Source organism: Neobacillus drentensis (assembly GCF_036962765.1).
GTDB lineage: Bacteria > Bacillota > Bacilli > Bacillales > Cytobacillaceae > Neobacillus > Neobacillus drentensis_C.
This window is the reverse complement of record NZ_JBALOS010000003.1, coordinates 23,364-35,385: the sequence shown is the minus strand read 5'-3', so window position 1 is coordinate 35,385 and position 12,022 is coordinate 23,364. Positions and strand designations below refer to the sequence as shown.

At 41.0% G+C, this 12,022-nt stretch carries 12 protein-coding genes and 3 other annotated features; of the genes, 10 read left to right on the top strand and 2 right to left on the bottom strand.

Annotation, left to right across the window (positions count from 1 at the left end):
- Positions 1-127: 127 nt before the first annotated feature.
- Positions 128-377: a binding site (T-box leader), on the top strand.
- A gap of 87 nt (positions 378-464) precedes the next feature.
- From thrS to V7137_RS01440, 7 genes are all read left to right on the top strand, one after another.
- Positions 465-2,399, top strand: a complete 1,935-nt coding sequence (gene thrS / locus V7137_RS01470; RefSeq protein WP_335696425.1) for a threonine--tRNA ligase — start codon at positions 465-467, stop codon at positions 2,397-2,399.
- 162 nt (positions 2,400-2,561) lie between these two features.
- Positions 2,562-2,694, top strand: a sequence feature (ribosomal protein L20 leader region).
- 148 nt (positions 2,695-2,842) lie between these two features.
- Positions 2,843-3,346, top strand: coding sequence for a translation initiation factor IF-3 (infC, locus tag V7137_RS01465; RefSeq protein ID WP_142333006.1), 504 nt, complete (start codon positions 2,843-2,845; stop codon positions 3,344-3,346).
- 16 nt (positions 3,347-3,362) lie between these two features.
- A complete protein-coding gene (rpmI, locus tag V7137_RS01460; RefSeq protein WP_026563362.1) occupies positions 3,363-3,563 on the top strand; it encodes a 50S ribosomal protein L35 in 201 nt (66 codons plus the stop codon).
- 38 nt (positions 3,564-3,601) lie between these two features.
- A complete protein-coding gene (gene rplT / locus V7137_RS01455) occupies positions 3,602-3,961 on the top strand; it encodes a 50S ribosomal protein L20 (RefSeq protein ID WP_026563363.1) in 360 nt (119 codons plus the stop codon).
- 100 nt (positions 3,962-4,061) lie between these two features.
- The gene (locus tag V7137_RS01450) at positions 4,062-4,322 is read left to right on the top strand and encodes a DUF1294 domain-containing protein (protein ID WP_335696424.1); all 261 of its coding nucleotides are present in this window, start codon (positions 4,062-4,064) and stop codon (positions 4,320-4,322) included.
- Positions 4,323-4,422: 100 nt separating this feature from the next.
- Positions 4,423-4,914, top strand: a complete 492-nt coding sequence (locus tag V7137_RS01445) for a dUTP diphosphatase (protein WP_335696423.1) — start codon at positions 4,423-4,425, stop codon at positions 4,912-4,914.
- 72 nt (positions 4,915-4,986) lie between these two features.
- Entirely contained in the window at positions 4,987-6,072 is a 1,086-nt protein-coding gene (locus tag V7137_RS01440; protein WP_218347880.1) for a M42 family metallopeptidase, read from the top strand.
- A 263-nt stretch (positions 6,073-6,335) separates the two neighbouring features.
- On the opposite strand, the gene sspI is transcribed toward V7137_RS01440, so the two are convergent.
- Entirely contained in the window at positions 6,336-6,542 is a 207-nt protein-coding gene (sspI, locus tag V7137_RS01435; RefSeq protein WP_335696422.1) for a small acid-soluble spore protein SspI, read from the bottom strand.
- 266 nt (positions 6,543-6,808) lie between these two features.
- On the opposite strand from sspI, the gene V7137_RS01430 reads away from it, so the two are divergent.
- The 3 genes from V7137_RS01430 (at position 6,809) to pheT (ending at position 11,466) form a co-directional block, all read left to right on the top strand.
- Positions 6,809-7,558, top strand: a complete 750-nt coding sequence (locus V7137_RS01430; protein ID WP_335696421.1) for a TrmH family RNA methyltransferase — start codon at positions 6,809-6,811, stop codon at positions 7,556-7,558.
- Between the two features lie 61 nt (positions 7,559-7,619).
- Positions 7,620-7,899 (top strand) — a binding site (T-box leader).
- A gap of 64 nt (positions 7,900-7,963) precedes the next feature.
- Entirely contained in the window at positions 7,964-9,001 is a 1,038-nt protein-coding gene (gene pheS, locus V7137_RS01425) for a phenylalanine--tRNA ligase subunit alpha (RefSeq protein WP_335696420.1), read from the top strand.
- 50 nt (positions 9,002-9,051) lie between these two features.
- Positions 9,052-11,466, top strand: coding sequence for a phenylalanine--tRNA ligase subunit beta (gene pheT / locus V7137_RS01420; protein WP_335696419.1), 2,415 nt, complete (start codon positions 9,052-9,054; stop codon positions 11,464-11,466).
- Between the two features lie 213 nt (positions 11,467-11,679).
- Here pheT and V7137_RS01415 read toward each other — a convergent pair whose 3' ends face one another.
- Entirely contained in the window at positions 11,680-11,970 is a 291-nt protein-coding gene (locus tag V7137_RS01415) for a 4a-hydroxytetrahydrobiopterin dehydratase (protein ID WP_335696418.1), read from the bottom strand.
- Positions 11,971-12,022: the final 52 nt, after the last annotated feature.

Below are 12,022 nucleotides of genomic sequence, written 5' to 3'. Positions count from 1 at the left end.
TTCATTTTTTCCTAGGGGCGACAAGCATAAGACGAGCCGGCGGGAAGGTTGTTTTTTAACCTTCTCGACGGATTGGCTTATGACCTCGAGCCCCTAAGCGCTGGAGCTAGACACAATAATATTCATAGCAAAAGTAATGATAAGGATAACAGTATTTTTTACGGTTTCTAGAGAGGGAGGACATGGCTGAAAGCCTCCTAACACGAAAATAATACTTACCACCTTTAAACTTCAACAGTGAACACTTCATATTTTCATGAAGTAAGTAATTGTTGACGGCACTCGACCGTTAACAGACCAAAGTCATTTTCAATGTGTCATCATTTGGAAATGAAAAATTGGGTGGAACCACGTGTTTATCAAAACTCGTCCCTTTTCCAGGGACGGGTTTTTTTATTTTTTCAAAAGCGAATTTTCTGGGCAAAAAAGACCCGAAAACGCTTAATTACAAAGGAGGAATTACCATGTCAGACGTTGTTAAGATTTCGTTTCCAGATGGGGCAGTAAAGGAGTTCCCACAAGGAACAACAACGGAAGATATTGCCGCATCTATCAGCCCGGGCCTAAAGAAAAAGGCGATTGCCGGCAAATGGAACGGTCAATTGTATGATCTTCGCCGTCCAATTAATGAAGACGGTTCAATAGAAATCGTCGTCCCAGATTCCAATGATGCATTAGAGATTTTACGTCACAGTACTGCGCATTTGATGGCCCAGGCTGTAAGAAGACTTTATCCTGGAGTGAATTTAGGTGTAGGACCTGTTATCGAAGGTGGATTTTATTATGATATGGACCTTGAAGAATCATTAACACCAGAAGATCTGCCAAAGATTGAAAAAGAAATGGCCAGAATCGTCAATGAAAATATTGAAATTGTTCGCAAGGAAGTAAGCCGTGCAGAGGCTGTACAGCTTTTTAAAGAAGCTGGTGACCCGTATAAGCTGGAACTAATTGAAGCGATTCCTGATGAGGAAACAGTGACTATCTACGAACAAAGTGACTTTTTTGACCTATGCCGCGGAGTCCATGTCCCATCAACAGGTAAAATCAAAGAATTTAAGTTATTGAGTATTGCTGGTGCTTATTGGCGCGGGGACAGCAAAAATAAAATGCTGCAGCGTGTTTACGGAACAGCCTTCTTCAAGAAAGAAGACTTAGCTGAACATCTTCGCTTACTTGAAGAAGCAAAAGAGCGCGACCACCGTAAAATTGGGAAAGAATTGAACCTTTTCACTAGTAATCAATTGGTAGGTCAAGGATTACCGTTATGGCTTCCAAAGGGTGCAACTATCCGCCGGGTGGTTGAACGTTACATTGTTGATAAAGAACAACGTCTAGGTTATGACCATGTATACACTCCAATTATGGGAAGTGTCGATTTATATAAGACTTCAGGTCACTGGGATCATTACCAGGAAGATATGTTCCCAGTAATGGATATGGATAACGAGCAATTAGTTCTTCGTCCGATGAACTGTCCGCATCACATGATGGTATACAAAAACAGCATCCACAGCTACCGTGAGCTGCCGATTCGAATCGCAGAACTTGGAACAATGCATCGTTATGAAATGTCAGGTGCACTTTCAGGACTACAGCGTGTTCGTGGAATGACTTTAAATGATGCACATATCTTTGTTCGTCCTGACCAAATTAAAGATGAATTCAAACGGGTTGTGAACCTCGTTTTAGCAGTATACAAAGACTTTGATATTAAGGACTATTCCTTCCGTCTTTCTTACCGTGACCCGCAAGATACTGAAAAGTATTTTGATGATGACGCAATGTGGGAAAAAGCACAAAGTATGCTGAAGGATGCCATGGATGATCTTGGACTTAACTACTATGAGGCAGAAGGAGAAGCGGCCTTCTATGGTCCTAAGCTTGATGTTCAAGTGAAGACAGCTTTAGGGAAGGAAGAAACACTTTCCACTGTTCAGTTGGACTTCTTATTACCAGAACGTTTTGATTTAACATATGTTGGTGAGGACGGCAAACCGCATCGTCCAGTCGTTATCCACCGTGGTGTTGTATCCACAATGGAACGTTTTGTTGCCTTCTTAATTGAAGAATACAAAGGTGCTTTCCCTACTTGGCTCGCTCCGGTACAGGTGCAGGTCATTCCAGTTTCTCCTGGTGTCCATTATGATTATGCGAAGCAAGTTCAAGAACAGCTTCAAAATGAAGGTATTCGTGTCGAATTGGATGGCCGTGATGAAAAAATCGGGTATAAAATCCGTGAAGCACAAATGCAAAAAATTCCATATATGCTTGTTGTTGGGGATAAAGAAGTCGAAAATCAGGCTGTCAATGTCCGCAAATATGGAGAACAAAACTCAGAAACAAAGCCATTCTCAGAGTTTATCACTGAGTTGGCTGCTGAAGTAAAAAGAGGATAATGGTAAAGAGAGAGGCATGCCTCTCTTTTTGTTTGAAAAAAACTATTGAATAATTATTAGTTTCTTGCTAAAATAAATTTCGTTGTCAAAGTAAATAGTTCGTTTGACATTATATCTTTGCTTATGTTATATTTACTAAGGTGAAAAATTGAATACTTGTTTTTGGGAAAGAAGAAGCACCCGCTTCTCACCTGGTTGACGCAATTGGCAGTTGGCAGGTTTTACTTGAACTTTTTGGTTTCATTACTTATGTTCTGTAAAGTGTGGGTGTATTCATCCGCACTTTTTTGTTTGTGCATTGGATAGCACTGCTAAAAAGTTTTATACCTGTTCATTCATTGAAGCGTCACACGTTAAGGTTTGAAAGGGCTTGTTATGATTTTCTTAACCAAGACGTTGTATTCGTGATAAAACCTTGGAGGTGGCTAATTATTAGCAAAGACATGTTGTTAAATGAGGGCATTCGCGCTCGCGAAATTCGCCTAATCGATCAAAATGGCGAACAGTTGGGGATTAAAACCAAAACTGAAGCCTTGGAGATTGCCGGAAGAGTGAACCTTGATTTGGTACTTGTAGCACCAAATGCAAAGCCTCCAGTCGGCAGAATTATGGACTATGGCAAATTTAAATTCGAGCAGCAAAAGAAAGAAAAAGAAGCTCGTAAGAATCAAAAAATCATCACTACTAAAGAAGTTCGTCTCAGCCCGACAATTGATGAGCATGACTTTAATACAAAGTTACGCAATGCAATTAAGTTCTTAGAAAAAGGCGACAAGGTAAAAGCTTCAATCCGTTTCAAGGGCCGGGCGATTACCCATAAAGAAATTGGTCAACGTGTGTTAGACCGTTTTTCAGAGGCGTGCAAGGAAGTTGCAACGATTGAATCACATCCAAAAATGGATGGTCGAAGCATGTTCCTAGTTTTAGCACCTAAAACCGACAAGTAATAAGGAGGATATCCCAATGCCAAAAATGAAAACTCACCGTGGCGCTGCAAAGCGTTTTAAGAAGACTGGTTCAGGTAAATTAAAACGTGATCACGCTTATACAAGCCACTTATTTGCTAACAAATCTACTAAAGCAAAGCGTAAGCTTCGCAAAGCATCACTTGTTTCTAAAGGTGATTTCAAACGCATTCGTCAATTATTAACTTACATGAAGTAAAAAATATGTGTTCGATTTATATATTGGAGGGAAATTAAATGCCACGTGTAAAAGGCGGTACAGTTACGCGCAAACGTCGTAAAAAAGTTCTTAAATTAGCAAAAGGTTATTTCGGTTCAAAACATACATTATATAAAGTTGCTAACCAACAAGTTATGAAATCTTTAATGTATGCTTTCCGCGATCGTCGTCAGAAAAAACGCGACTTCCGCAAACTTTGGATTACTCGTATCAATGCAGCTGCTCGTATGAACGGTCTTTCTTACAGCCGTTTAATGCATGGCTTAAAGCTTGCTGGTATCGAAGTAAACCGCAAGATGCTTGCTGAATTAGCAGTAAGTGATGCAAACGCATTTGCTGAATTAGCAAACGTTGCAAAACAAAACATTAACAAGTAATAAGAAAAGCGGAGGCGCCCCTAGGCGTTGATGCTAGACATATTTTAAAGGCCATTCTCTTTGATGAGAATGGCCTTTTCTATAAGGGGGGAAACGGTAGATGAAAATATGGTTAGTAATCTATGTAATCATGAATATTGCTGGACTTGTGATTATGTGGGAGGATAAGAAGCGGGCTAGAAAGCATGAATACCGAATCCGTGAGCGGACTTTATGGCTTGTGGCATTATGTGGAGGCGCGGTCGGAGCGACAGCGGGGATGCAGTTGTATCGACATAAAACAAAGCATACATCATTTAAAATTGGTTTTCCGGTCCTTGCTGTGTTCGAACTAGGACTTTTATTAAAGGTTCTTCTTTAAAAACCGGATTTTTAGGCGGTAATTTGTTAATAGGGTTTATCAACTGAATTTTAGAATGGGGCATACTAAATTAATTTTTCCATAGGGAGTGACGGTAATCATGCAATTAGAAAAACTCTTTCAGATGCAAAAAGCATTGGATACCCATATTGAAGATAAGCACAATCTGCAGGACGAAGATTTATTTGACAGAAAGGTCCTTGCCTTGCTTGTAGAAATCGGCGAATTAGCCAATGAAACGCGCAGTTTTAAATTTTGGAGCGTCAAGCCATCATCAGCTAAAGAAGTCATACTAGAGGAATTTGTGGATGGAGTACATTTTATTTTATCGCTTGGAATCGAATGTGGATATGATACGGAGCAAACGGTTTTGAATGAAGATCAGGCATCTTTCAATGTGACAGAGCAGTTTCTATTTTTGTACGACAGGATCCTTATTTTTCAAAAGAGCAGAAGTTTGGATGATTATCGGAAGTTATTTGCATCCTATTTATGTTTAGCTTCCTTACTCGGATTTACAAATGAAGAAATAGAAAGAGCATATTTCCACAAAAACGAAGTAAATTATTTAAGACAGCAGAATAACTATTAGCAGAAAAAATTGGGAATTTACCTCTATTTTCTGTATAATGAAGGTCAAACAAACAGATAAGGGGGTTTAATAATGGCAAAACTAGATGAAACCTTGACGATGCTAAAAGAGTTAACAGATGCCAAAGGGATTCCTGGCAATGAGCGTGAAGTTCGAGAGGTCATGAAAAAATACATAGAACCGTTTGCAGATGAACTCACAACCGATGGACTTGGCAGCTTGATTGCTAAAAAAGTAGGTAAAGAAGGCGGCCCGAAAATTATGGTCGCGGGTCACTTAGATGAAGTTGGCTTTATGATTACGCAAATCGATGACAAAGGTTTCCTTCGTTTTCAACCGGTTGGCGGTTGGTGGGGGCAGGTTATGCTGGCCCAGCGCGTGACGATCGTAACGAGAAAGGGAGATGTAACCGGGATTATCGGTTCTAAGCCACCGCATATTCTGTCAGCTGAGGCTCGTAAGAAACCTGTTGAAATTAAAGAAATGTTTATTGATATTGGAGCTTCAAGCCGTGAGGAAGCCAAGGAGTGGGGCGTTCGTCCAGGCGATATGGTTGTCCCATATTTCGAATTTACTGTGATGAACAATGAAAAGATGTTATTAGCTAAAGCTTGGGATAACCGAATTGGCTGTGCCATTGCCATCGATGTGTTGAAGCAACTAAAGGGTGTCGACCATCCTAATGTTGTTTATGGTGTCGGAAATGTCCAAGAAGAGGTTGGTTTACGTGGTGCCAAGACCGCAGCCGCAAAAATTAACCCGGATATCGGCTTTGCTGTAGATGTAGGTATTGCCGGGGATACACCGGGAGTATCTGAAAGAGATGCTATGAGTAAAATGGGCAAGGGACCACAAGTAGTCATTTATGATGCCTCCCTAGTTGCCCATAAAGGTCTGCGTGATTTAGTGACCGATACAGCTGATGAATTGAACATTCCCTATCAATTCGAATCGATTCCGGGCGGCGGTACTGATGCAGGGTCGATCCATTTAACGCATAATGGGGTACCAGCAATGGCGATTACGATTGCGACAAGGTATATCCATTCCCATGCCGCAATGCTCCATCGTGATGATTACGAAAATGCCGTTAAGCTAATTGTTGAAGTCATCAAGCGATTAGATCGTGAAACGGTTGATAAAATTACGTTTGAATAAATTGCATTTGGAATCCTCGGTCAATTGGCCGGGGATTTTTTTGGAGTTCTTGGATTCACTGATTGAATGGTGAAATTCACTGATTGGTCGATAAAATTCGCTGATAGACGGCCTATCTCAATGCTAGACGTGCATTTTTTCAATCAGTTTACTGGAAATTGGAAGACTTTTCGAAAAATAATTCATATAATTGCTAGAAAAAACTCATATGTACAGAAAAAAGCTGTCAACCTATCGATTGACAGCGCCAGAGGGAAAAATAATTACTTTAACCCACTTTCAAGGGTTGCGAGCATTTCTCTTTTTTCTTCCTCAGATGAATTTTTCCAAATGATTTCAAATAAGACGCCGAGACCTGGGAGCATTTTTTCTTCCCCATTTTGAATAGCATCAACAATGGTATCTTCCAATTGATCTTGTGTATTCCCGGCAACATTGTGAACAATTGCATTTCGTAAATTTAAATTCATGTATATGCACTCCTTTTCAATAAATAAATATGTTTAAAACTTTGAACCTTGAGAACTGTCTAGCTACAGCGCCTAAGGGCTCGAGGCATAAGCCAATCACTTCGGAAGGCAAACGGCGCCTTCTGTCAGTGCTTGTCTTATGCTTGTCGCCCCTGGGCAAGGCGCTTTCGCTTTTCTTTTAATATGTTTTCTATTTTTGGTTTTATTATGTATTTTTGTTAGGCTATAATAAAAAAATCATCGTTATTTTAAAAGGAGAGCGGGTTTTGAAGTATATCGAATCAATCAATAATCCTAATGTAAAACAATGGAAAAAATTATTAACGAAAAAAGAGCGGGATAAGTCCGGTACATTTTTAGTGGAAGGCTTTCATTTAGTGGAGGAAGCTCTGAAACAAGGCGAACAAGTTTTGGAAATCATCGTTTCTGAAAAGGTTGACGTGCCTTCACGCTGGGATGCTGGTTCCACGCCAGTAACTCAAGTCACTGAGGAGATATCGAATTCATTATCAGATACAGAAGCACCGCAAGGAATTTATGCGGTGTGCCGGATCGCAGCTGCTGAGGTTCGGGATGCAAAAACGTTCCTGATGATTGATGCGGTTCAGGACCCTGGAAATCTTGGAACCATGATTCGCACCGCTGATGCTGCAGGGATCGGCGCTGTAGTGGTTGGACGTGGTAGTGTCGATATTTATAACTCAAAGGTAATTAGGTCTGCGCAAGGAAGCCATTTTCATCTTCCGATTATTAGAGGGGACCTTCATGAATGGATGGACAAACTGCACGAAAAAAATATTCCTGTTTACGGTACAGCACTTGAAGGCGCATCTGCATATACTGATATTTCCGCAGGAGATTCTTTCGCCTTGATTGTTGGAAATGAAGGAAATGGTGTCGGTAAAGATATACTTGCGAGTACAACAGCGAACCTTTATATCCCGATTTATGGGAAGAGTGAGTCCTTAAATGTAGCCGTTGCAACGGGAATCCTTCTTTATTATTTGAAAAAATAGACGAAAACTAGTTTGACCTTATGAGGAAAAATAATATATAATAATGAACAATATGAAATATTTAATAACGATGACGGAGAAAAGTATCTTTTTTAGGACCATTTAGGGAGAAAGTGCCGTGACTGAAAGCACTTTTATGGCGATATTAAGAGAAGTTCACCTCCTGAGTTGGCATCGGGACCACAATAATAAGCAATAGCTTGATAGTAGATTAATGTCCAGCTTCCGCTTTCGTGTAAAGATGCACCGGCATAAGCCGTTATCCGAATGAAGCGAACACAATGTTTTTACATAACGTGTTTACAAGGGTGGTACCGCGAACTATAAACCTCGTCCCTTTCCAGGGATGGGGTTTTTTTGTTTTTTCCGGTGCCTGACACCGATAACTATTAAGGAGGAATTGACATGCAAGAACGTTTAAAGGAATTGCAGGAAGAGGCTATTCAAAAAATTGAACAGTCCGTAAGCTTAAAAGAATTAAATGACATCCGTGTTGCCTACCTGGGAAAAAAGGGTCCAATTACCGAAGTTCTGCGCGGAATGGGAAAACTTTCTGCTGAAGAGCGTCCAGTTATGGGGGCATTAGCAAATGAGGTCCGTGAAGCGATTGCTGTAAAAATGGAAGCAAAACAGAAGGGGTTAGAAGAGGCAGCGGTCCTCGAAAAACTAGCTTCTGAAAGCATCGATGTAACCCTTCCAGGCCGACCGGTAAATGTTGGAAATCATCATCCGCTTACAAAAATCATCGAAGAAATTGAAGATTTATTTATTGGCATGGGTTATCAAGTAGCAGAAGGTCCTGAAGTAGAGCAGGATTATTATAACTTCGAAGCACTTAATTTGCCGAAAGGACACCCAGCCCGCGATATGCAGGACTCGTTCTATATCACAGAGGAAATCCTTCTTCGTACCCATACATCACCAGTTCAAGCACGGACGATGGAAAAGAACCAAGGCAAAGGTCCAATTAAAATTATTTGCCCAGGTAAAGTGTACCGCCGTGATAATGATGATGCGACACACTCTCATCAATTTATGCAAATCGAAGGACTTGTTGTAGGCGAAAACATTCGTATGAGTGACCTTAAAGGAACATTAGAAGTTTTTGCGAAAAAAATGTTCGGGGAAGATCGTGAAATTCGTTTACGCCCAAGCTTTTTCCCATTTACAGAACCGTCTGTTGAAATGGACATTTCTTGTAAAATTTGTGGCGGCCATGGCTGCAGCGTTTGTAAGCGCACCGGCTGGATCGAAATTCTCGGAGCAGGAATGGTTCATCCGAATGTTCTTGAAATGGCCGGATACGATTCTAAAAAATACACTGGCTTTGCCTTCGGTATGGGACCAGAGCGGATTGCGATGTTAAAGTACGGAGTCGATGATATCAGACATTTCTATACAAATGATGTTCGTTTCTTAAAACAATTTTCCAAACACGAGTAAACTTGATGCTTCAACTTGTTGAGGTTGAATAAATAAAGGAGGATGACGACATGTTCGTTTCATATAAATGGCTCCAGGACTATATCGATTTAACTGGAGTAACAGCAGCCGAGTTAGCTGAAAAAATTACAAAAAGCGGTATTGAGGTTGAGGGAGTCGAAATCCTTAATGAAGGTATTCAAGGTGTAGTAGTTGGTCATGTCCTTGAACGTGAGCAGCACCCGAATGCTGATAAATTAGGCAAGTGTCTTGTTGATATAGGCGGGGAACAACCAGTACAAATCATTTGCGGTGCTCCAAATGTAGCCCAAGGGCAAAAAGTTGCCGTAGCAACAGTAGGGGCTGTTCTGCCAGGTAATTTTAAAATAAAGCGCGCGAAACTACGCGGCGAAGAATCAAACGGGATGATTTGTTCGCTTACTGAGCTAGGGATCGAAGGAAAAGTGGTTCCGAAAGAGTATTCCGAGGGAATCTTTGTTTTTCCAGCAGATACTGAAGTGGGCGTCGATGCGATTAGTATGTTAAATCGAGATGATGAAATTCTTGAGCTAAGTTTGACCCCAAACCGTGCTGATTGTTTAAGCATGCTTGGTGTGGCCTATGAAGTAGCGGCGATCCTTGGCCGAGACGTGAGACTTCCTGAAACTCACCTTCAGTCTACAACTGAAAAAGCTTCTGATTATGTAAAAATCGTGGTTGAGGCTAAAGAAGATAACCCATTATATGTAGCAAAAATCGTTAAAAATGTAAAAATCGGACCATCTCCGCTCTGGATGCAAACACGCTTAATGTTAGCAGGAATTCGTCCGCACAATAATGTTGTTGATATTACCAACTATATTCTGCTTGAATACGGTCAGCCGCTTCATGCGTTTGATTTTGACCGCCTAGGTTCAAAAGAAATCCTTGTACGTCGTGCAGCTGATGGTGAGAAATTCGTTACACTTGATGATACAGAACGGACACTTACATCAGATCATCTCGTTATCACAAATGGAACAGAACCAGTTGCCCTTGCCGGAGTTATGGGGGGAGCCAATTCAGAGGTAACGTCAGATACAACCACTGTATTACTTGAATCTGCTTATTTTAACGGGGCAACAGTCCGAAAAGCTTCCAAAGACCATGGTTTAAGAAGTGAAGCGAGTGCTCGTTTTGAGAAAGGTGTCGATCCAAATCGTGTTCGTGCCGCAGGAGAGCGTGCTGCATACTTGATGGCAAAATACGCTGGCGGTGAAGTATTAGAGGGCGCAGCTGAAGCGGACACACTAACCGTTGAGCCAGCAGTTGTTTCCATTACTTTAGAAAAAATCAATCGTGTCATTGGTACAGACCTTGTCATGAATGATGTGAAAGAAATCTTTGATCGTCTCCAATTTGCTGTTAGCATCGAAGAGGATACCATCACCGTTACGGCACCAACACGCCGCGGCGATATAAAAATTGAAGAAGATTTACTAGAGGAAGTTGCTCGTCTTTACGGTTACGACAATATCCCAAAAACATTACCAATTGGTTCAACCACACCTGGAAGATTGTCTGAGTACCAGAAGAAGCGTCGAGTGGTTCGTCAATACCTTGAAGGAGCTGGCCTGTATCAAGCAGTGACCTATTCTCTTACTAGCGAGGAAAAGGCAACCCAATTCGCACTTGAAAAGCGAGACACCATCCGTCTTTCAATGCCGATGAGTGAAGAACGCAGCATCCTGCGTTTAAGCATCATGCCACAGCTTTTAGAAGTATTAAAATACAACAGTGCTCGCCAAAACGATAGCTTAGGTGTGTATGAAACGGGTGCTGTATTCTTAGCAAGTGGCACAGACGCTCTTCCATTGGAAAAAGAACATTTAGCAGCAGCCATCACAGGGCTTTGGTCAAGTCATCCTTGGCAAGGAGAGAAGAAAGCAGTTGATTTCTTCGTGATCAAAGGAATCCTAGAAGGAATGTTTGCTAAACTTGGATTGCTAGAACAGGTTCAATTTGTTCAAGCACAAGTAGATGGAATGCACCCTGGCCGTACAGCAGAATTACTCCTAAATGGTGAGAAAATCGGCTTTATCGGTCAAGTCCACCCAACTGTCCAAAAAGAACTCGACTTAAAAGATACCTATGTATTCGAACTTTCATTGAAAGCTGTATTGGATGCAGAAACACCAGCATTACAATATGAAGCCATTCCACGCTTCCCTTCCATTACAAGAGACATTGCCCTTGTGGTAAACAGAGAAACGGTGTCAGGCACCCTAAAAGATATTATCGTAACAGCAGGTGCACCACTATTGAAGGAAGCGGAAGTGTTTGATTTATATGAGGGAGACAAAATGGAGGCCGGTAAAAAGTCGATTGCGTTCTCTCTTAAATATGTTGATCCTGAACGTACGTTAACGGATGAAGAAGTAACGAAGGTTCATAACCGAGTGCTTGAAGCGTTGGAGGAAAAAACAGGCGCGGTACTGAGAGGTTAATTAATAGAAGCTAGCTCGAAGATAGATTTCGGGGCTAGCTTTTTTTTTTTGAGTGAAATTTCCGCTTCGCTGATATATTGAATTTTTCGCCGATAAATGGTCCGGTATCGCTGATAAAGTCCACTTTCGTGCTGATAAAAATAAAAAAGTGTAAAATTTTCGATAAAAAAAACGAGGTTGCCCATATGTCAACCTCGTTTAAATCACTTTCAATTATATTTTTTCATAAATGGAGTCATAGTTCTTTGCTAATGTGATATCTAAATCGGTTAATCCTCCTGCGTTCCATGAGGTTAGTCTAAGTGTCACTAGTTTATAGTCAATCGCAATGAAGGGGTGATGATTTTTTTCTTCTGAAAGCTGGGCAATGACATTTACGAACGCCGCGCCCTGTAAAAACTCACGAAAGCGGTACTTTTTCACGATAAATTTTCCGTCCAATTTCCAGCCTGTTAATCCTGCAACTGCGGTAGTAATCTCTTCTTCACTTAGTCGATTGGCCACTCAGAAAACCCCTCCAAACATCGTTTATATATATCTATTCCAAAAAGCCCAA

Excerpts from the sequence above, each read along its gene's own strand:
- thrS (WP_335696425.1), top strand. The coding sequence starts at position 465 with ATGTCAGACGTTGTTAAGATTTCGTTTCCAGATGGGGCAGTAAAGGAG.
- infC (WP_142333006.1), top strand. The coding sequence starts at position 2,843 with ATGTTGTTAAATGAGGGCATTCGCGCTCGCGAAATTCGCCTAATCGAT.
- rpmI (WP_026563362.1), top strand. The coding sequence starts at position 3,363 with ATGCCAAAAATGAAAACTCACCGTGGCGCTGCAAAGCGTTTTAAGAAG.
- rplT (WP_026563363.1), top strand. The coding sequence starts at position 3,602 with ATGCCACGTGTAAAAGGCGGTACAGTTACGCGCAAACGTCGTAAAAAA.
- V7137_RS01450 (WP_335696424.1), top strand. The coding sequence starts at position 4,062 with ATGAAAATATGGTTAGTAATCTATGTAATCATGAATATTGCTGGACTT.
- V7137_RS01445 (WP_335696423.1), top strand. The coding sequence starts at position 4,423 with ATGCAATTAGAAAAACTCTTTCAGATGCAAAAAGCATTGGATACCCAT.
- V7137_RS01440 (WP_218347880.1), top strand. The coding sequence starts at position 4,987 with ATGGCAAAACTAGATGAAACCTTGACGATGCTAAAAGAGTTAACAGAT.
- sspI (WP_335696422.1), bottom strand. The coding sequence starts at position 6,542 with ATGAATTTAAATTTACGAAATGCAATTGTTCACAATGTTGCCGGGAAT.
- pheS (WP_335696420.1), top strand. The coding sequence starts at position 7,964 with ATGCAAGAACGTTTAAAGGAATTGCAGGAAGAGGCTATTCAAAAAATT.
- pheT (WP_335696419.1), top strand. The coding sequence starts at position 9,052 with ATGTTCGTTTCATATAAATGGCTCCAGGACTATATCGATTTAACTGGA.